Here is an 18,068-nt window from a genome sequence, read left to right on the forward strand (position 1 = left end):
TTTACCGCCGCGACCGCAGCCGAGGGGATGGAGGTACTTCAGGCCGAGCGGCCGGACGTGGTGGTGAGCGACATCGGCCTCCCGACGCGAGACGGCTACGAGTTCATGAAGCAAGTGCGGGCGCTCGCCGAGGATCGCGGCGGTAAAACGCCCGCGCTGGCGTTGACCGCCTACGCCCGCGCGGAGGATCGGATGCGGGCGATCCGCGCAGGCTTCCAGATGCACGTGCCGAAGCCGGTCGAACCGGCCGAGTTGATTACGATGGTCGCCAGCCTCGCGGGCCGAGCATAAGCGGACCTCCTGCAAACCTCGGACGCCCCGCCGTGCAAAAGACCGCTGCAGCACCGGCGACGCGGCTGGCGGTATAGCCGCACTGCGACGGACCGGCCGGGCAGAACGGTCCTTTTGACCGCGTCGCGGCTCGGCGCCCGGCCGGCCGCTGAACGTCGGTCCGTTATGCGGCGGGGGCACACCCTATGACAACCACAGGCCGACGCGTCGTCTTTGGCCTAGTCGTCCTCGCCGTGGTGGCGGGGACCGTGTCCGAGGCGTACCGTTTTTTCGACCGACGCGCAATCGTGCGTGAGGCGGCGCAGGCCGCCGATATCGCGTTGGCATCGGCATCGGCGTCAACGGCACCTGAGGACGCGCGGCGATGGTTGGAATTCCATGGCTTTCGCGTCATCGTTTGGAACCCGCACGACTCGCGTGGCTATGTCGGCATGCAGCAAAGCGGATCGAATGAAAGACGCGCCATCGTGCAAGGACAACGGCAGATGCGAGATGGGGCAGAACCGACGTGGCTGGATCTGACGTTCCGATTCAACCACGACGGCACGTTTCACGACGTCCAGTCGCGTCCATCCCGGCTTGAAGTCCCGACCACTCGGCCCGCTGCGTAGCCCGCTGGTGGCGCGATTCCCTGCCCCCTTCCCGGTCGAGGCGGTACGATGACGGGCGTGGCGTGGGGCCGGCGAACGTCGACCGTTACGTGCCCCCACCAACGCGCCCCCTGCCTTACGCCCTGCGTCGGCGCAGCAGCGCAACGCCGCCAAGGGCCAGCAGCGACAGGCCCGCCGGCTCAGGGACGGCGACGATTGCGAAGTCGAACTGACCTCTGGCAGTCGAGCCGCCGTCCGCGTCGGGCGACGCGAATGTGAACGCCTGATGGAACAGCTCGTACGTGCGGCCCGCCACCAGCGCACCGCTGAGGCTGCCGCTAGAGAGGTTGACGTTATCGCCTGCGGTCCCACCAAACACGAACGTTTGATCGACGGTGTTGAGGCTTTCCTGCTGGGCCCGATACAAGTACGTGTTGGTCGTCTTGTCGAGCAGGTGGCCGTCGAAGCGCGTGCGGCCGGCGCTGGTCGCATCGTCCGCCACGTACTGGCCGCTCGCCGTGTATGTGGAGTCTGTCGTGACCTGAAATGTGACGATGCTGTAGGAGTCGGCAAAGTTGTATTGCGTGCCGTCCCGGGCATGGTCGAACGTGAACTTCAGGTCGGTCTGGGTCAGGTCGTAGGTGGTGGTGCTGGTCGCGCCGTTGGAAGTGGCGGTGTTCGTCTCAACGTAGGGCGACGCTGCGAGCGAACCCGTGGGATACTTCTCGCTCCTCACGCTGGCGGCCTGCGATTTGAGCACGGTGGGCGGCGCGAGGATGACGTCCGCGACCGCGGTTGCCGCCGTGGGACCACACAGCGCCGCCGCAATCATCACCGTCTGCACGCACTGCTTCATCTGGAACCTCTTGGTGATCGATCGCACCCCGACCCGCCCCGCGCGGCCGGCTGCCGATAGAAGGTACACCGACAACTCCGACAAGCAAGCGCGGTGTGCCGGTGGCACCGTCGCGAGCGGGTTCGCAGTTGGCGGAGTAGGCAAATGGTGGCGCGATGGAGGGAAACGTGGCCCGCGATCCGTTCGTCGGCCGCGTGGCCGGGTTGGGAGTTGGAACAACACGCGGATTACGAAGAGCGTCAGCCGGAGGGTGCCGATCCCGACACGGTTGTTAACTGGCAAGCGGAAATAGAGCGGAGAGTCCGAGAGTTCCGGGCCAGAGGAGGCCGGGACGGTTGGACCTGGCGCCAGTGCCCTGCTCTCTCCCCTTCCCGGCCGAGAGCACCCAATCCCAAAACCCGCAATTTCAGCCCGAAAACGAGCGAACCCTGTTAACTGGAAGTAACAGGGTTCGCGGTAAACTATATAACGCCTTGCCATACAAGAAGTTATGAAGCTCACACTGCAGGACTCGAACCTGCAACCGGTGAGTTAACACCCAACTCATGACCGTGTTTGGACGAGGCAGCTATGCGCGACCACGGTTGTCGCCCGAAGGGGGTCGTTCGGGTCCACTCCACGCTGGGGCGCTCCCGCTCCGTCGCACACCTGCCCAGAAATCTGGTCGTGCCGACGTGAGGCCTTCGTATCGTCCGTCCCCCTTGCGACCGTGTACCGTACAGGCCCCCACTCCGCCGCATCGAAGATCCGATCGCTTGACACGGAAACGGTGTCATCGCCACAATGCGTGACACGGAAACCGTGTCGAGCGTCCGCCGGCGTGTTGCGGGGCGACAGGGGTACCGTCTCGACGGGGACAACCATGAGATCGATGTCGACCACGGAACACAGCGGTACTGCGCCGATGCCCGGCGGCCCGAACCGCCGACACCACGACCGGGCAGCAGCCCGACCAAACTGCTGCCAGCTCGGGACGCTGTTACTAACCGCGGCACTGGGGACGGTGGCCGGCTGCGAGGACCGTCAGGAGCAACGGGCCGCCGCAAGCACGCCCGCAGCCCCGCCGGTCGTGACCGTCTCGCTGGAGCAGCAGTCGTACGAGCGGTACCGCGCGACGATCGGGCCAATCGTCGAAGAGCTGATGCGCATGCGGGCGACCAACGGAGGGGCCGGCGTCGACGCCGACGCGTTCCGCCGCCAGCACCCCGAGGCGAAGCTCCGCCACCGCCAAGCGGACATGGCGCTGACGGCCGCGGACCGCGCGCGGCAGAGCTGGACCTACATCGAGACCGCGATGCGGTTAATGGAAGGGGCCGAGGAGCTGCTCCAGCGAATCGACCAGATCGAAGCCGAGGTTCGGGCCGAGTCGCCCCGACACGACGGCCCGGCGGCCACGGCCAGCCGCGAGGAGACCCACAAGTGGACGCTGAAGCTGATCGATTACGTGGCGGAGACCGAGGCCTCGAGTCGCACGGCGGCCCAGTCGATCGTCGCGGCCGGCACCGCGATCCAGCAAATGGAGCAGGCCCTGAAGGACGGAAAGTAGCGACCGGTCTCGCACGGTTCGCATCAACGCCGAGCTGAGGCATGAGCACGTACGGCGGCGTCGGTCGCATTCTGGAACGAACGGCTCAGCAGGAGAGGTCATGGCCACGGCATCCTCGTCGCTGCCCGATGCCTACGCGGTCCTGAGCGTCGCCCGTACGGCGAAGCCCGAGGAGATCCGCGCCGCCCATCGCCGAATGGTGCGGGCGCATCATCCGGACGCCAACCAAGGGCAGGACGCCGCCGTCGCCCAGCGGCGGTTCCAGCAGGTGCAGGAGGCCTACGACCTGCTGCGCGATCCTGCGCGGCGGGCAGAGTTGGACCGGCAGTTGCAACGGCTCGACGAGCAACGGCAGCGGGCGGCAGCAGAGGCGGCGCGGGCGGCGGCCGCAGCAGCAGAAAAACGACGCGCGGCGCAGGCCCATGAGCGGGCCGCATCGTACGACACGGAGGAACTGGAGCGGGAACGGCTGCGGCGCGATGCTCCGAGCGACCGGCGTTCCGCGATGCCGCGGGACCCCTACGCGACGCGATCGAGCGACAGGAAGGCCACGGCAGCATCGCGACCGTCACCAGGAGACGAACGCCATGCGGCGCCATCGCGGCGTGCGGTGAACCCGAAGTTCAAGGCCGAGCAGGACGCGATCGACCGGCTGATCCGGGAACTGGAGGAACTGCGTTCGTTTCCCGATCCTGAGGACGCCCCACCGCCGCCGCCTGAGGTCCGGAACGGCAGCGCGACCAGAGTGTGGTGGGCGGCGCGGGATTGGGTGCATTGGCTGTTCGACGGGTACAACGCGATGTGGACCGTCGGCGCTGTCGTCACTACGTTGATCGCCACTTCCCTGGCTATGTGGGGATTCGATCGGACGCGGGAACTCGTGGGCGTCGCGCTGGTCCTTTTGCTCGGGGGGATTTGCGTCATGATTGTCGCGGTACACCTATGGTTGTGGGCGACTTGGACACTGCGGCAGCTACTCGAGCGTCTGAGGTCGTCGTAGAGGCGATCGCGGCGGCGCACTTTTAGCGGCCGTGGCCTCGCAGGGTGCTCCACGCGCCGCTGAAGAGTGGTGCACTGGTCACGACGCCCGCGCAATCTGACAGCTTTCGTCTGCGCCTCCTTGGTCGTGCTGGCTCGCGGGCGTTCATCAGCCTACCGTGCTTCGCCTGCGCCCGTTCTTCCAGCCAACATTTCGCGTTGACCGTCTCACAATCACTCGCGCATCTTGGCCCCCGCGACGTCCCGAAGTGTGTGACGCCGCAGCAGGCCCGGCCGGTTGCACCGCGCCGGGCCAATTTCGTTTCTCGGTCGGCCGGCTTGGTGGTACGACGGCGACGCGTTTGCACGGTCAGGAAATGCTGGGCAAGTTTAAGGACGGGGGCAGTGTCTAATGGGCGCGGGCTATTCCGTGTGCACGGTGGGACGCCCGTCCTTCGACCGCGTCTGGACCGGAAACCCGGAAGCGACGTGGGTACTCGCTGGATTGTTCTGGGTGAACGCCCAGACGATGACCACGAGCCAGAGGGGCCAGAACACGGTGGACACCCGGCCGCAGACCGTGATGGCGGTGGCATCCGAGTGATTTCGCCTGCGGGCAATCCATCCGGGTATAGCTGCCATCAGAATGGCGAAGACCACCATCAGGACGAGGATTAAGACATTGCCGGCTTCATTCATGCCCGACTCCCCGTTAGTGGATCCCGCTATTCTAACGTGCGGCGTCGTCTAGCTAATGCGCCGTTTCAAGTTGCGTCGATCGACCTCGAACCTAAAAAGGCTCCGTGTCAGGTCTCGGCCATCTAGCCGGCGCAGCCCGCCCGCCTACTGATCGATGTCGGACTTGCTACAGTCAGTTGTTCGCGATACTGTGCTCGTGTTCGCTAAAAGGGTGAGGCGTCTCCGGGGAATCTGCTTTAGGGGTATCCGTTGATAAATCTGCTGTTGTGTAAGTCGTCGGCCCGCGCCGTTGCCGATGACAGCGTTCACCCCGAGTGCTGGCGTCGCCGGACGCGCGATTGAGGCATTCTGACACTGCGTGCCTAGTTCCGCTGCGACAACGAGGCACGCGGTGTTGCTGGCCGAACCACGGGTGTCCCTAACCACCTTCGGCCTCCAGGTGCTGCGCATCTTCGCCTACCGGGAGAAAGCGATCGGCGAACTCCTGCTCAACTGACTATGCCTATGGACCTGCTCGACCTCATCCAGTGGCCCGCGATGGTGGTGACCGTGGCGGCAGCATGGCTGACCGGCTCTACGAAGAAACGGCGGCGCCACATCGGTTTTTACCTGTTTCTGCTGAGCAACGCGCTCTGGGTGGCGTGGGGGGTGCCGCAGGCGGCGTGGGCGCTCGTAGTGCTCCAACTCGCACTCGCGACGATGAACGTGCGCGGCGCTAAAAAGCAGGACCCGGAAGCAACTTCGTGAACGCCGCGCACCCGCGTTATCGCTTGCTGCATCGCCGCTGTCGGCGGAGGCCGATTACCGGTACGCGTGCGAGCTGGCGCAGACGGTGCCGAAGCCGCTGCCAAACGCGAGCGCCGACCGTCGCACCTGACCGCCCAAGGAACGACCTTGGCAAAGCGATTGAGATCATGGGGCAGGTGGGATGACCATTCTACAGCGGGAATCATTGCTTGTGCGGTCGCGGGAGTCGCGCATTGCGCGAGAATGCCGCGAGGTCAGTGCGGGTCTTTATGCTGAGCGATCGCCATATTGATCGTCTTCAGCAGGGCAAGGAACGAGGTCACTAGCAGTACTCCACCACCTACGACGCAGGCCACCCCTACACTGCCCGTCTTTATCGATTGCTCGAATAGTGTCAGTTCCGATGGGCCTTCGTCGTCTAGCGCCACCAACACAATGCCGGCGACCATCATGACGAGCGAGGCGAGGAGGATCATCGCGAAGAGGCCGATCAGGTACGGGGTGTATCGCTCGATGAATTTGCGATCTTGACGGGGTACGTTCATGGTCACTGCCTCTTCTTCCATTTCGCCACCAGCGGAATATTTCCGTGTGCGAACCAAGCCTCCGCCTCGACGCTCGACAATGGCGAGCATGCGCGCAGTATCGGTATCCGTAACCGCCTCGAGCGCAACGTTTCTGACCTCTTGGGGATCGCGCGTGTCCGGCGCGAGGAGCGGTGTCTCAACCGCAGGATTATCTGGCGGATTGGAAATGCCGTGCCCCCGAAAAGAGTTCGGGCATAGCGTCATCTAATACGACGCTATGCCCGATTTGGAACGCGGAACTCGATCGACTTAGACGCTCGCCGTTAGCCGATTGTGGTCTTTTTGATCAGCCTTCCCTGCGGCGTCGAACAGATCGTTGAAGACTGTAAGCAGCGGGCGCCCATGCTCCTTCGCTTGGGCAGTATCGAAGAAAATCGCAGCTGGCACTTCGAACTCGCCGTTCTCGAACTGCTCAACAGTCATGCGAGGATGCGGCTGCTCGACACGCAGAATCCAACGCCCATCGTCACGGCTCTTGGCGATAATGAAGTGAGTGATCTTCTCCTCATCTTCATTCGTGCCACTGGAGCGAACGTCTAACGTCCCCCAAGTGGGACGCGGGTAGGCGTCCATTTCTTTGATGAGGCGATCGCACTCAGGCGAGTGCTTGCAATCCGCAGGATCTCCCCAAATGAAAATCGAGACGTTGCGTCCCTTTGACAAGACGCCGCGGAGCGAATCGGCAAACGTCCGCCCCGTCACCTTGCTGTAGAGGTCGTCACGTAGCTTCGCGCACAACGAACCACACAGCATGTAGACGTCGAGCTTCTCATCCGCAGCACGCGAGAAGATATCGTGGGTGTATTTCACGGCGCTGGCCGGCGTGCGATTGACGCCTTGCCCAACGCCCGCGTGTCCCAACTGCGTGAAATATTTTTGCGTCATAAGTCCACTCCTTGGACTATGTCCCATAAGCACCAAAAGTCGATTGTAGGCCTTGTCTAAATACAACGCCACGGCCAAAAGACAAGTGCATTATGCCCCAGTGCGGGAGGAACGGTAATCGACGCGACCGTTAGTTTCCACTGCTTTGCGCCCTTTTTCGTTTACAAAATCGATGAAATTGACGGTCGCCTGGTGCACCTTTTCGCTGGTGTAAACGTTCTGTTCGGCTGGAATACGGTCAACTGAGTCGTCCGGGGCAGGGCTCAATTCGACAACGTCGACACCGCGCGCATGCTGCGTCGGAACGGCAGAAGTTGGCGCAACGGAAGAGGACGGGCTCGCCGCGGTGGCTATGAGAGTCGGTCGTAGGGGACTCGGTCCATCAACGGACATCGTCGCACTTCCCTTTGCGAGCCGGAGGTTGTTAAGCGTAGACTAATACACGCATTGCTTAGGTTACGTGTAAGACGATTCGTATGTCAAATCACGAATTGCGGACACCATCTATAGGGTAGGGTATCGCGCACCGACTAAACACACGCGGTTTCTTCGACGTCAACATAGCGTCCAAACCGGAGAAGTAAATATAGGCTTATAACCTATAAGCCTATATTGACTCCGCAGAGGCAGGCGGTATGATTCCTTCCAATGGCTGTAAGTCCTGGCGAAAAGATCAGAGAAGAACTGGACCGGCGAGGGTGGACCCAAGGCGACCTGGCCCACATCCTCAACCGGCCGCTGCCCACCATCAACGAGATCATCGGCGGCAAGCGCGCGGTGATGCCTGAAACGGCTATCGCGTTGGAAAGTGCCTTCGGCACCCCCGCGTCCGAGTGGATGCGGCTTGAGGCGGAATATCGGCTCTCGCTGACCAGCCGGGACGACTCGAACGCAGAGGCCGTCGCCCGTCGGGTGCGCCTCTACGACCTCGCGCCCGTCAAGGAGCTCGAGCGCCGTGGCTGGATCCAACCGGCCAAGGACGCATCGGCCCTCGAGAAGGAACTGTGTCGGTTCTTCGGGGTCACCAACCTCGACAGCGAGCCGCAGATCAACGTCGCTACCCGCCGGTCTGAACCGACCGAACACCTCTCGCCACCGCAGCGCGCTTGGTGCTTTCGCGCAAAGCAGATGGCGCGGGTGGTCCACGCGGAGAAATTCAAGCGCGAGTTGCTGCCTCAGTGCGAGGCGAGGTTGCGCGAGCTGGCCGCGTTCCCTGACGAGGCACGCCAGGCGCCAACGGTGCTCGCCGGCTTCGGCATACGCTTCGTTGTGATCGAACCGCTGAGCGCCAGCAAGATGGATGGCGCCGCCCTCTGGCTTTCGTCCCACGAGCCGGTCATCGCCATGTCGGTGAGGCACGATCGGATCGACGCGTTCTGGTTCACGCTCTTTCACGAGTTCGCGCACATCAAGAACGGCGACGCGTCGGTCGACGTCGACCTGGTCGGCGAGAGCGCCTACCCGTCGGAGGCCAAACCGGACATCGAGCGGCTGGCGGACGCCGAGGCGTCGCGCATCCTCGTGCCGGCGGACAAGCTCCAATCCTTCATCACGCGCGTGGGGCCGCTTTACTCGAAGGTCCGCATCAACCAGTTCGCGCACCGAATGAAGATTCACCCTGGCATCATCGTGGGGCAGCTGCAGCACCGCGGCGAGGTCAAGTGGACCTCCAATCGCGAGATGCTGACGAAGGTCCGCTCGATCGTTCTCTCGACTGCCCTGACCGACGGGTGGGGCAAGTCCATTTCTGTCGACCTCTCCCAGGCGGGGAATTAAGGTAAACGTTATGCGTCAGAACTTCAAACGCACGGCCAGCGAGCAGCTGCAGGACATCCTCAACGACTACCTCAAGCGTCATCCCGATGTGCGCGAATGGGAGATGGATGACGTCGCAGCTTGGGCGCTTCGGGAAGGTCGCTGGCACCCGCCGACGCGCAGCGCGATTCGCATGTGCGCTAGCGAACTCGCTAAGGCGGCCCGAGAGGAATACACGACCGATCCGCAGGGGCGTCGGGTCCGCGTCAAGCATGCGCGGCGCGAGATGACGATGGTGGATGGCAAGCCGAAGCAGATGGTCTTCTGGGAAGACGCGCGCAACGCCTCTCCAGACCATATGCGCGTTTCGCTCCAGCAGCGACGCACGAGCATCCTGTTGGACAATGCTCAGCTCAAGCGCGACACCGACAGTTACAACGAGAACAACCCGCACGGCGCTCATATCCAGATGAGCTTCGACTACACGGAAGACTTGCTCGAACTGGAGGCGCCAGAGGATTACCCGGGCATGGAGGGTGATGACGGCGATGACGAATAGGAGGTGCCGGCCGCTCCTCGGCGTCAATGCACCAAAGGTGCCTTCCGTGACAAAGGACGAACGATGACAGATGAGAATGACGATAAGTTTAGCGGTCCAACGTTCCGGCTCCCGGAGCTCAACTTCGGCGGGATACTCCCACATCCCGTCGAAATCCCGGCGGATCTACTGCGGGGGCCAAAGGACTACAACCTCGCCAGCGAGTTCCACTCCCGATTGATCAAGTGGATAAATGACTTCGACCAGAGCCTCGACAATGCTCACGAGGTCGGCGTGAAGCTTGTCAGCTTTGGGCAATCTGTCATCTTCCATCTGAAGGACATCGGCTACTGGAATCCGTCGTTAATATCGTTCAGCGGCGAAACCGAGGGCGGCGAGCCCGTCGAGCTGATCCAGCACGTAAGTCAGATCAGCATTTTGCTTATGAAGCTTCCCAGAAAGAACCCCGAAGCGCCGAAGCAACCGATCGGGTTTAGCTCTGAAGATGAGCGCGACGGGCAACCGCGCGACTAGGTCAGACGTCGCTGCGTCTCCTCACCACTAATTCAGCGTGACGCACGACGCGCTCGATAGGCCCGCATCTTCATCGCACCCCGCGTGAGCCCCACCCAATCGGCCGCCTCCCGATGCGTCCAGCCGGCACGCTGCATGCCTAGGGCGTATGCCTGCGTCGTGGTCTGCCCCCTTCGCTTTAGCGGCGGTCACTTCATGGTCGCACATACTCACCGTGGCGGCGGCAACGTTTCCGCATCCCATCACGCGACACCCCGAGCGTCGCCCGCTGGCGAGCCCGCTTGAGCCGGCAACGCATGGCTGCCACTGTGATGCCCAGCTGGTCGACAAAGTCCCGCCCGGACTACATAGGAAATATTCTCTTGTGACCTGCTTACCCGAGCCCCACTGCATAGAACAACGCCGTCGGCGTCACTTCCTCTTTCTTCAGCTCGACCAGCCCCATGCTGCTGAGCCGGTATAGCGGGTTTCGGAACCCGCTCGATTGCGGGTTCTGTACCCGGCCGCGGCTGCCAGTGAATCACGCGTCGTCGCCCCGCCGATCTTGTGCAGTTCCTCGAAGATCTTCTTCGTCGGCCCGTCCATGACCTTCGCCAACGCCTCGTGATATCCCTTCAGCGTCGTCGATTTCTCCGGCCAGTTGGCCCACGTCGCACCCTCGTCGGTGAGCGCGTCGTCCTTCACCAAGCCGGCGGCTTGGCAGGCGTACAGGGGATTGCGAAACCACTGCTGCGGATGTTCGAATAGCCGGCGATCGGCGCGATCATCTCGCGGCTGGGCTTGGCGACGCCGATCGAGTGCCACCACGCGTACGAGTCCAGAATCTTCGACATCGGCGCGTCGATGGTCCGGCGCTCGCCCTCTCCCGACGTACCGGGAGAGGGTCGCGAGGTGGAAACCGTTTCCACGCGCGGCCGCGCTGGGGCAGGTGGAGCCACCCGACCCACCCCAGCGGCAACCGGCTGAATCGTGGCGGTTCTGACGTCACTCGAGCGGATGTTTCGGGCGACCGTCAAAATGCTGTGGATCTCATCCCGCTCCAGCTTCAGAGCCCCGTGCAGGCTTGGCACCAGATCACGGGCCTTATCACCGACGGTCGCTAGACGTTCATTGGATCGCGTGAGCAACTTCTCCAGCCGCTCAATTTGCTTGTCGGTGATGATCGGCTTCTCGACCGTCTTCGTCTCGACCTTCCCCACGGGCGCCGGCGCGTTGCGCAACTTCGTCAGCTCGGCCTTTGCCTCGGCCAGTTCGCGACGCAGCGGCACCGGGTCGTTGGCCTTGGCCTGCTCGATCACGCTGGCCAGCTTCTCCTTCACCACGTCGAGGTCGACGTCGGCCCATCCGGCGTTGCTGACCTTCCGCTGCAGCTGCGGCGGCGCGAACCAATCGAACGCCGTGAACATCGGGAAGGCGATGCGCTTCGGCCTGAAGTTGACTTCCGGCGACCACACGTAAGCCTCGCCGCGCGGCAGTCCGGCCAGCGCGCCGAGCACCTGCTTGCCCATCTCAGCGTCGCCCGCCCCATCGATCCAATCCTTGACCGCCCCACGGTCGGCCGCGTGGATCACCCGCATGGCGACGAGTGTCTCGCAGCTCGTCAGCGTGTCGTTGTGGACCTTCTGCGGCCGTTGTGACGCGATCAGGCAGACGAGTCCGAGCCCGCGGCCCTCGCTCAGCAGGCGGTTCGACCAGTGCAGCGACTCGCCGGCCTGGGGGCTCAGCACCTTGCCCTTGGGCGCGAAGTTGTGGAACTCGTCACCGACGACGTACAGCTCGCCCGCGTTCTTCGCGAAGAGCATCTCGGCGAAGTCGATCCAGAACTGCTGCATCTTCGCCGTCGACCAGCCGCGGAAGCCGTTGACGGCCGGGCGGTTGCCGGTCGCGATCAGCCCGGCGACGTGCTTGCCCGACTGCGGATTGATGGGCACGTCGTGGGCCTTGGGCTCCTTGAAGTCGCCGAACATGATGACGGGGAAGCCTGCCGCCCTACCGTCGCCCGACGACTTCAAACCCCACCAATCGCTTTCGGGTCGATGGTGACGACGCGCTTGTCCCGCGCCAGCAGGTGCTCGACGATGTGGCGCAGGGCCGACGATTTGCCGGCGCCGGTCTTTTCCAGCACGACCAGGTGCTGATCGAGCACCTTCTCGGGCACGCAAAGTTTCACGGCGGTCGTGTTGCTCATTTGCTCCGTCCCTTTCTCTTCGGCAGCACGCTGCTGGCCATAGTGTGTTTCCCTCATTCGTTTGGCTTTGCTGATTACTGGCGTATAGTTCGAGTGCCGGCGGTGATCCCCGTAGAAGGTTCCCCCCCTCCTTCTACACCCGCCGGTTTTTCATGCGCACTCCGAACGAGCTTTTCCACGTCGATCTCCTGTTCATCGAACGCCAAACGCGCCCGTCCGTTCAGTCCTGAACCAACTTCGCCGGCCGTCGTTGGCGCCGCCGATCCCGCTCCTTACCGTGCGCCCATGGACCGCACGCCCCTTGATCTCCAGCAGTGCCACCACGTCTGGCAGCGGACGCGCGAGATGGTCGCCTACATGAGCCGCCTGCGTTCGGCATTGGCGTCTCGTGGGCATGACCGCCGGCACACGTACTACCGGATGGTCGACGACGCCTGGCGTGCGGCGGTCGCCGTGCAGACGGCGTCGTTGATCTGCGGGGGTGAGTACGGCTTCTCCGTCCCCCTCGGCACGCTGGCGACCGGGGACATACCACCCGTGTCGCACGACGTGCGGAACTGGCTTGGCGACGGGATTTGAGGGCGTGTCGAACATAGTTTAGTGCTCTTTCGTAGGAAGAACCGCCGTTGCCTGTATGAACGCGTCACGTGCCGTCGCCGGGTCCTCACCGGTGCGGATCCTGTCCAGCAGTCGATACGCTTCCTTTCGGAGCAGGCACGTCGCCGGCTCGCGAGCTAAGGCAGCCTAGTGGATCCTCTGCAGTTCTGCGGGCGTCAGGTCAGCCATCGTTAATCCTTAGTTCGTCCGTCCTCGGCACGGTCGAGCCAGCCACGTACAGCGGGTGCTTTGGGTAGCCGTCTTTCGTCACCGCCAGCGCTTCTACCATTCGATCTGACAGCAGCGTCAGCACCGCCCGATCACGCTGCAGGTGTGCACCGTGATAGCCCCAGGCAACGATGACCCGCCGCCCTGCTGTCGCGATGCCGATCGTCTCGTTGTACTTCGGCCCCACGGGATCCGCGCACTGGTAGAGCATCGCTGGGTCGGTCGATCGCAGCGCGAAAAGATTGGCGACGCAGATGCCGCCGGCGACCCACGAAGGCGAGAACCCCATGCAGCGGCGGATCGGCGGGTCGTCAACCTCGGCGTCCGCTGTCGACGGGTTGAGCATGATCCAGCAGGGCGTCAGCTTCTTCGGGTTTCACACTCGGTTGAGCTTGAGCATAAAGCAGTACCGCCCGCACATCGTGAGGTCGACAGTCGATTGCTGTCGGGCATGAGCATCGGATCAGACATTATCCTAGTTCAGCCACCACCGCCGCGCTTTTGTTTCCGTCGGCTTGGGCGTACTCCAGCGTCTGCGCGAGCGTCCGGTGCCCCAACAATAGGCGCGCGGCTTCCAAGCCCTTCGTCCGCCGCAGGTCTGTCGCGTACCGATGGCGCAACTGGTGCGGGTGCCAGAACGCCTCCTTCGGCAGCGCCCCGGCTCGGTTCGCCGCCCGCATCGCGTACCGCAACGCTCGGTGGTAGCTGCGCGGACCGTACCTGCGAATCACTTCCGTGGTCGACATAGTCCTGGTGAGGTTATGGCTTCGCAGCTGCCGCCGCTCCTCGATCGCCCGCTGCGGCGAGAACAGGTAGGCTTCACGACACGCACCATCAAGCAACGCACCCAGGATCTCCTGCACGCGTGGCCCCAGCAGCACCGCCCGGTCGTGCCCCCGGTACGCGGTCTTGTGCGACGCCGGCCGGTAAACCCACACCGCACCGCTCACGTCGATGTCGCAGGACCGCATGACACACAGCTCGCCGGAGCGCATGCCGGTCAACCGCTGCACCTGCACCATCGCCGCCAGCGTCGGCGGCAGGTACGGCAGCACCGCGTCCACGTGCTCGTGGGGCACCGGCCGCACCGGCGGCGTCTCCCGCGCCCCCGACCGCCCCCTGCGCAGCGGCTCGACCGCCGCCAGCGCCGCGATCACCTCCGCCGGCACCATCTCCTGGGCCACCGCCCAGCGGAACAGCCGCTTGACGCACGTCACGCGCTGGTTCACCACGTTGCGGCACAGGTTTGCCCGCACCATTGCCCCCTGCAGCGCCCGCAGGGCCAACGGCCCGAACGCAGCCGCCGGCGTTGAACCGTACAACGCGACGAGGCACTTCGCAGCCGCCTCGGCCGGCCCGATCCCGCTGCTGGGCCGCCCCGCCGGATCGAGGTAGTACGTGCGTGCCCACCGCAGGTACGCGGCGGCCACCTGAGCGACATCCGGTGCTGGCTTCGCCGTGTCGCTCGACGCCTGCGGCGGCTCCCCCGTCGCCAGCCAATGGGCGATCGTCCGGCGGTACTTCTCGTAGCTGGCGTCGGTGCCGGCCCGGCCAAGGTAGACCATTCGCCCGGCCAGACGCACGTACCCCACCCCTTTCGCCTTGTGTACGCGGTAGGCGGGCAGCGCGACCTGACGCTCGTGGCCAAGGGCTTCGCCGCTCCGCACCTGCACTGAACTGGCATCGGCGACTCGCGGCCAGCCGCGCCGGTCCGTGCCGCGCCCGTGAGGGACGTCGGTCGTGGTGGAGATCATTGTCGTCGCCTTACGGCCGTGCAAGGTGCTCATGTATCCTCTGTCCTGCTCTTCGGTGCCTCGTTCACTTCACGTACAGGCGGTCCTCGGCCGACGAGACCGTCACCCCGTCCGGCACCTCGCCCAGCTCGGCGACGTGGCGGTTGAGCGCCTCGCGCATCACCTGCTTGCGGACCCGCGCGTCCTCCTGCCGCGCCCGCTGCCACCGCGCCAGCTCCGCGGCCACGTCCCCCTCGGCGTCGACCGTCACCCGCAACGCCTCGCGCAGGTGTCGCTCGCACCAAGCCACCAAGGACGGCTCGTCGATCACCTCCAGCCGTCCCGGCTGCCGCCGCAGCCCGACCGTGCCGGCGGGCAACGGGACCGACCGGGCGCGACCGCCCCGCCGCCCCAGTTCGTCGCGGAGCCAGCCCTCCAGCTCCGCCCCGAACCGCCGCAGGAGCCACTGCTCGTCCCGCTCGGCCCGCCGCAGCTCCCGCTCGGCCCAGTCGCGGGCGCGGGCGGCGTAGGCCCGGCACTCGACGATCTTCCGCACGACCCAGGAGGCCGTCGCCTCGTCGACGACCCGGAACGCGTCGTCGACGATGGCCGCGACACCCGGGTCCGCGTCGTCGTCATCCCCACCGCGATGGAGCCGGTCCTCGCGGTCGGCCGCCTGTTCAACGGGCAGCCGCGTGGCCGGTCGCCGGCGACGCTGGATTATCTTGATCACCTTGCTCATATGGATCTCCTTAATGACTCGATGCACGTGAGGGTCATCAGGACGGCCTCGCGGTGCAGGATCAACACCGTCGCGTGCGACGGGCACGCGGCGTCCAACGCGACGTACAGTTCCGTCGACCGCTCCATTAGGTAACTCGCCAGCTCCGGCTCGGTCCGCTCGAGTTGCCGCAGCGCCCGACGCGTCCCCAGCCGTTTTACGTGCTGCTCGGCCTCCCGAAGGGCGGCAGGACGAACGGATCGGTTCGGTAACATGGCAAGCTCCACCTCGAAAGATCTTCCCCGTCTCCGCGTCAAGTGTTCGACGTTCCCTGCGCCCCACCGTCCTCGGACGCATCCTCACGACGATCGCCGGGCTCGCTCGCCTCGTCCTTCAGAAGCGACGGGTCGAGCCGGGCGAGCAGCGCGCCAAGCTCCGTGCCCCGCCAGAGGCGGTAGTGGGCGAGCCGGTAGGACTCCAGCGCCAGCAGCACCGCGTCCCACACCGCCCGGTAGGCCCGGTCGTGCGCCTCCAGCGGCAGGTCCTCCAGGTCGCCCAGCGCGTTGTTGGCGTACGCGCCGACGGCCAGCGCCAGGTCGCCGTCGCGCTGGAACATCGCCCGCATCGCCGCGACGTGGTCGGTCCCCGCCAGCCGTTCCCGCGCCGCCTCGATCGTCGCCTCCGTGATCAACCCGTCCGTCATCGCAACACCTTTCATCTTCGTTCCATCTCTCCGGCCCGGCCCTTAGCAGTTCCACGCCAGCGCGTTCAGGTCCAGGGCCGGCCATAACCGCGCCATGGCCTCGGCCAGCGTGCCGACGCCCCAGATCGGGCAGGAGCAGTTCGACGGCAATTGCTTCTTCGAGGCGGCCGGGACGAGCAGGAACAGCTCGCTCAGCTCATCCGTGTGGAGGGCGGTTCCCATCGAGCGGAGGACCGCGGGCGTGAACCCGCGCACGTGGCCGCTCAGGTCCAGCTCCCCCACCGCCGCCATGGATGGATCGACCGCGCGGCCCAGGCACGCCCCGGCGATCGCCAGGCACAGCGGCAACTGGAGCAGCGATCGCGCCGCTGCGCCGGCCGGTGCCCCGCGCTGGTCGGGCCAGCGGCAGGTGACGGTGAGGTCGAGGTCCGGCACGATCGCATCGAACCCCGGCAACCGCCGGAGGATCTCCGCCGCCATCCGCACCTCAGCCGCTGCGATGCCTCGGCAAGCGAGGATGCGGCCGCCGCCCGCGGTACCAACCGCCGGCAACGCGGCCGCCACCTGAAGTTCGACGGGACCGACGCCCGGGACAAACGACTTGGCCGTCGCGATCTGCGACGTCGCGTGGGGCGCGGCGACCAAACGGGTCGTGACCGGATCGACGATCAGATTGGTTGGGCGAAGGACTGCCGGGCCGAAACGGTTCTTCGGGACGGTCAGCGTGCGCCGGCCCCCGCGGCGGTCCAGGTGCAGGACGACGTCGACCGCGTGCTCGAGCGTCCGCGGGCCGCGGATCGCGTTCTGCTTGGTGACGTGGCCGACCAGCAACGTGGCAATGCCGGCCGACTGCAAAAGCCGGGCGGCGTCCAGGGCCGCCCGGCAGGCCCGCGCGTCCGATCCGCCGGCGCCAGTTGTGCCTTGAATGCTGTCGAGCACGACGAGCGCCACGCCGGTGTGCGCGGCATCGGCGGCGATCACGTGCCGCGCGACGTACGCCGGCAGATCGGCCGGATCATCGGGGGCCGCGAGCAGCGCGAGGTTCCGAAGCGAGGCCTTCGCGTCGGCCTTCGGGCCGCCCGACACCATGCGTTCGGCACGGTCGCGTACCCGCGAGACGTGCTCTTCGCTGAGGAGGACGAGGGATTTTCGGCCCCGGGCACCCAGGTCCAATGCGGATTGCAGCGCCAAGCCGGATTTGCGGCTACCAGGCGGTCCGACAAGAAGGGAGATACCAACCCACCTATCCAGCCGAGGGAATGACCATCGCAACCGCTGGTCATTAGACACCGCGTCGGCTAGCGGCATGCCGGAGTTGGAAACGTTGTTTACGGCGGGACGAGCAACCATGCGTCCCATAATAATATTATATACGAGGATGTCAAGTTTAAAACTTAACATAGCCGATGTCGCTTGCTCGGAGGGAAATTTGACCGTCTAATCCTGCTGTGCCGAGACGCAAGCAAACCATTAGCTTTTCAATTGATCCGGTTCTGGCCGATCGCTTTCGGGAAGCTACCAGTGCTTATTTTGGAAAACTGGGCCTATGCTTTTCAGCGTGCATGCTGATGTGGTTAGAGGCGGATCCGGAGGTTCAAGCGAAGTACCTAAAGCGGATTTTCGGTGCCGAAGTCGATGAAGAGCTGCTTGAATTAATCGAGCAGGCCAAGGCCGAGCAACTGAAGCGGATCAAGGCCCGCGAAGACGGCTCGAAGCCAAAACGCGGCTCCTGAGCCCTAAAGGCTCTGTACCGTACACGGTCGCGCACCCCCCTTCGCTCCCGCGGACACCAGCCCCCGCCCCCTTCGAAACACCCACGCTCGCCCTCTCGTGCAATGGCGGCGCTGCACACAGCCACGCGTGACCCCCTTCGGCGGAAGACGGTGGTCGCG

General features: G+C 64.7%; 23 protein-coding genes. 10 read left to right on the top strand and 13 right to left on the bottom strand.

The genetic code is table 11. The features are described 5' to 3' along the window. Together VGN72_01640 and VGN72_01645 are read left to right on the top strand one after the other, a co-directional pair. On the top strand, window positions 1–291 hold a 291-nt coding region (locus VGN72_01640; protein HEV7298037.1), incomplete at its 5' end, for a response regulator. Window positions 292–539: 248 nt separating this feature from the next. Continuing rightward, window positions 540–902 carry a hypothetical protein gene (locus tag VGN72_01645; protein HEV7298038.1) on the top strand — a complete coding sequence of 121 codons (363 nt, stop codon included), beginning with the start codon at window positions 540–542 and terminating at the stop codon, window positions 900–902. A gap of 115 nt (window positions 903–1,017) precedes the next feature. On the opposite strand, the gene VGN72_01650 is transcribed toward VGN72_01645, so the two are convergent. Continuing rightward, window positions 1,018–1,737 (bottom strand): PEP-CTERM sorting domain-containing protein, encoded by a 720-nt coding sequence (locus tag VGN72_01650; protein ID HEV7298039.1) that lies wholly within the window; start codon window positions 1,735–1,737, stop codon window positions 1,018–1,020. Window positions 1,738–2,608: 871 nt separating this feature from the next. On the opposite strand from VGN72_01650, the gene VGN72_01655 reads away from it, so the two are divergent. Then, on the top strand, window positions 2,609–3,283 hold the full coding sequence (locus VGN72_01655; GenBank protein HEV7298040.1) for a hypothetical protein: 675 nt from the start codon (window positions 2,609–2,611) through the stop codon (window positions 3,281–3,283). 100 nt (window positions 3,284–3,383) lie between these two features. Further along, window positions 3,384–4,283: a J domain-containing protein gene (locus VGN72_01660; GenBank protein ID HEV7298041.1), complete on the top strand. Its 900-nt coding sequence runs from the start codon at window positions 3,384–3,386 to the stop codon at window positions 4,281–4,283. Window positions 4,284–4,684: 401 nt separating this feature from the next. Here VGN72_01660 and VGN72_01665 read toward each other — a convergent pair whose 3' ends face one another. Further along, entirely contained in the window at window positions 4,685–4,960 is a 276-nt protein-coding gene (locus VGN72_01665; GenBank protein ID HEV7298042.1) for a DUF3302 domain-containing protein, read from the bottom strand. Between the two features lie 498 nt (window positions 4,961–5,458). On the opposite strand from VGN72_01665, the gene VGN72_01670 reads away from it, so the two are divergent. Beyond that, a complete protein-coding gene (locus VGN72_01670) occupies window positions 5,459–5,707 on the top strand; it encodes a hypothetical protein (GenBank protein HEV7298043.1) in 249 nt (82 codons plus the stop codon). A gap of 254 nt (window positions 5,708–5,961) precedes the next feature. On the opposite strand, the gene VGN72_01675 is transcribed toward VGN72_01670, so the two are convergent. Continuing rightward, window positions 5,962–6,342 (bottom strand): hypothetical protein, encoded by a 381-nt coding sequence (locus VGN72_01675; protein ID HEV7298044.1) that lies wholly within the window; start codon window positions 6,340–6,342, stop codon window positions 5,962–5,964. A 201-nt stretch (window positions 6,343–6,543) separates the two neighbouring features. Next, window positions 6,544–7,179: a hypothetical protein gene (locus VGN72_01680; protein HEV7298045.1), complete on the bottom strand. Its 636-nt coding sequence runs from the start codon at window positions 7,177–7,179 to the stop codon at window positions 6,544–6,546. Window positions 7,180–7,827: 648 nt separating this feature from the next. On the opposite strand from VGN72_01680, the gene VGN72_01685 reads away from it, so the two are divergent. From VGN72_01685 to VGN72_01695, 3 genes are all read left to right on the top strand, one after another. Beyond that, window positions 7,828–8,955 (top strand): helix-turn-helix domain-containing protein, encoded by a 1,128-nt coding sequence (locus VGN72_01685; GenBank protein ID HEV7298046.1) that lies wholly within the window; start codon window positions 7,828–7,830, stop codon window positions 8,953–8,955. 10 nt (window positions 8,956–8,965) lie between these two features. Then, entirely contained in the window at window positions 8,966–9,493 is a 528-nt protein-coding gene (locus VGN72_01690; protein HEV7298047.1) for a hypothetical protein, read from the top strand. A gap of 63 nt (window positions 9,494–9,556) precedes the next feature. After that, window positions 9,557–10,006: a DUF6173 family protein gene (locus VGN72_01695; GenBank protein ID HEV7298048.1), complete on the top strand. Its 450-nt coding sequence runs from the start codon at window positions 9,557–9,559 to the stop codon at window positions 10,004–10,006. A gap of 426 nt (window positions 10,007–10,432) precedes the next feature. Here the strand turns inward: VGN72_01695 and VGN72_01700 are convergent, their stop codons facing one another. Genes VGN72_01700 through VGN72_01710 form a run of 3 tightly spaced genes read right to left on the bottom strand, consistent with a single transcriptional unit; the run spans window position 10,433 to window position 12,194 of the window. Beyond that, on the bottom strand, window positions 10,433–10,693 hold the full coding sequence (locus VGN72_01700) for a hypothetical protein (GenBank protein ID HEV7298049.1): 261 nt from the start codon (window positions 10,691–10,693) through the stop codon (window positions 10,433–10,435). After that, window positions 10,687–12,018 (bottom strand): hypothetical protein, encoded by a 1,332-nt coding sequence (locus VGN72_01705; protein ID HEV7298050.1) that lies wholly within the window; start codon window positions 12,016–12,018, stop codon window positions 10,687–10,689. Before VGN72_01705 ends, VGN72_01700 begins: the two co-directional genes overlap by 7 nt. Then, window positions 12,015–12,194: a DUF87 domain-containing protein gene (locus VGN72_01710; protein ID HEV7298051.1), complete on the bottom strand. Its 180-nt coding sequence runs from the start codon at window positions 12,192–12,194 to the stop codon at window positions 12,015–12,017. The genes VGN72_01705 and VGN72_01710 overlap by 4 nt, the downstream gene beginning before the upstream one ends. 285 nt (window positions 12,195–12,479) lie before the next feature. Between VGN72_01710 and VGN72_01715 the strand changes: the two genes are divergently transcribed. Beyond that, window positions 12,480–12,773, top strand: coding sequence for a hypothetical protein (locus tag VGN72_01715; protein ID HEV7298052.1), 294 nt, complete (start codon window positions 12,480–12,482; stop codon window positions 12,771–12,773). A gap of 199 nt (window positions 12,774–12,972) precedes the next feature. Here the strand turns inward: VGN72_01715 and VGN72_01720 are convergent, their stop codons facing one another. From VGN72_01720 to VGN72_01745, 6 genes are all read right to left on the bottom strand, one after another. After that, window positions 12,973–13,383 carry a DUF1643 domain-containing protein gene (locus tag VGN72_01720; protein HEV7298053.1) on the bottom strand — a complete coding sequence of 137 codons (411 nt, stop codon included), beginning with the start codon at window positions 13,381–13,383 and terminating at the stop codon, window positions 12,973–12,975. 106 nt (window positions 13,384–13,489) lie between these two features. Next, the gene (locus tag VGN72_01725) at window positions 13,490–14,806 is read right to left on the bottom strand and encodes a site-specific integrase (protein ID HEV7298054.1); all 1,317 of its coding nucleotides are present in this window, start codon (window positions 14,804–14,806) and stop codon (window positions 13,490–13,492) included. A 31-nt stretch (window positions 14,807–14,837) separates the two neighbouring features. Then, a complete protein-coding gene (locus VGN72_01730; protein ID HEV7298055.1) occupies window positions 14,838–15,494 on the bottom strand; it encodes a hypothetical protein in 657 nt (218 codons plus the stop codon). Further along, entirely contained in the window at window positions 15,491–15,748 is a 258-nt protein-coding gene (locus VGN72_01735) for a hypothetical protein (protein HEV7298056.1), read from the bottom strand. Before VGN72_01735 ends, VGN72_01730 begins: the two co-directional genes overlap by 4 nt. 38 nt (window positions 15,749–15,786) lie before the next feature. Beyond that, window positions 15,787–16,191, bottom strand: coding sequence for a hypothetical protein (locus tag VGN72_01740; GenBank protein ID HEV7298057.1), 405 nt, complete (start codon window positions 16,189–16,191; stop codon window positions 15,787–15,789). Between the two features lie 27 nt (window positions 16,192–16,218). After that, entirely contained in the window at window positions 16,219–17,577 is a 1,359-nt protein-coding gene (locus VGN72_01745) for an AAA family ATPase (GenBank protein HEV7298058.1), read from the bottom strand. 47 nt (window positions 17,578–17,624) lie between these two features. Here VGN72_01745 and VGN72_01750 point away from each other — a divergent pair, with 47 nt between their 5' ends. Continuing rightward, window positions 17,625–17,909 carry a hypothetical protein gene (locus VGN72_01750; protein HEV7298059.1) on the top strand — a complete coding sequence of 95 codons (285 nt, stop codon included), beginning with the start codon at window positions 17,625–17,627 and terminating at the stop codon, window positions 17,907–17,909. Window positions 17,910–18,068 lie beyond the last annotated feature (159 nt).

It is taken from the genome of Tepidisphaeraceae bacterium (assembly GCA_035998445.1).
Lineage (GTDB): Bacteria > Planctomycetota > Phycisphaerae > Tepidisphaerales > Tepidisphaeraceae > DASYHQ01.

What these genes read in the sequence shown, in the direction of transcription:
- VGN72_01695 (HEV7298048.1), top strand. Translation starts at nt 9,557, where the DNA reads ATGACAGATGAGAATGACGATAAGTTTAGCGGTCCAACGTTCCGGCTC.
- VGN72_01675 (HEV7298044.1), bottom strand. Translation starts at nt 6,342, where the DNA reads ATGCTCGCCATTGTCGAGCGTCGAGGCGGAGGCTTGGTTCGCACACGG.
- VGN72_01660 (HEV7298041.1), top strand. Translation starts at nt 3,384, where the DNA reads ATGGCCACGGCATCCTCGTCGCTGCCCGATGCCTACGCGGTCCTGAGC.
- VGN72_01735 (HEV7298056.1), bottom strand. Translation starts at nt 15,748, where the DNA reads ATGTTACCGAACCGATCCGTTCGTCCTGCCGCCCTTCGGGAGGCCGAG.
- VGN72_01670 (HEV7298043.1), top strand. Translation starts at nt 5,459, where the DNA reads ATGCCTATGGACCTGCTCGACCTCATCCAGTGGCCCGCGATGGTGGTG.
- VGN72_01715 (HEV7298052.1), top strand. Translation starts at nt 12,480, where the DNA reads ATGGACCGCACGCCCCTTGATCTCCAGCAGTGCCACCACGTCTGGCAG.
- VGN72_01690 (HEV7298047.1), top strand. Translation starts at nt 8,966, where the DNA reads ATGCGTCAGAACTTCAAACGCACGGCCAGCGAGCAGCTGCAGGACATC.
- VGN72_01730 (HEV7298055.1), bottom strand. Translation starts at nt 15,494, where the DNA reads ATGAGCAAGGTGATCAAGATAATCCAGCGTCGCCGGCGACCGGCCACG.
- VGN72_01725 (HEV7298054.1), bottom strand. Translation starts at nt 14,806, where the DNA reads ATGAGCACCTTGCACGGCCGTAAGGCGACGACAATGATCTCCACCACG.
- VGN72_01710 (HEV7298051.1), bottom strand. Translation starts at nt 12,194, where the DNA reads ATGAGCAACACGACCGCCGTGAAACTTTGCGTGCCCGAGAAGGTGCTC.
- VGN72_01680 (HEV7298045.1), bottom strand. Translation starts at nt 7,179, where the DNA reads ATGACGCAAAAATATTTCACGCAGTTGGGACACGCGGGCGTTGGGCAA.
- VGN72_01745 (HEV7298058.1), bottom strand. Translation starts at nt 17,577, where the DNA reads ATGTTAAGTTTTAAACTTGACATCCTCGTATATAATATTATTATGGGA.
- VGN72_01685 (HEV7298046.1), top strand. Translation starts at nt 7,828, where the DNA reads ATGGCTGTAAGTCCTGGCGAAAAGATCAGAGAAGAACTGGACCGGCGA.
- VGN72_01740 (HEV7298057.1), bottom strand. Translation starts at nt 16,191, where the DNA reads ATGAAAGGTGTTGCGATGACGGACGGGTTGATCACGGAGGCGACGATC.
- VGN72_01655 (HEV7298040.1), top strand. Translation starts at nt 2,609, where the DNA reads ATGTCGACCACGGAACACAGCGGTACTGCGCCGATGCCCGGCGGCCCG.
- VGN72_01650 (HEV7298039.1), bottom strand. Translation starts at nt 1,737, where the DNA reads ATGAAGCAGTGCGTGCAGACGGTGATGATTGCGGCGGCGCTGTGTGGT.
- VGN72_01665 (HEV7298042.1), bottom strand. Translation starts at nt 4,960, where the DNA reads ATGAATGAAGCCGGCAATGTCTTAATCCTCGTCCTGATGGTGGTCTTC.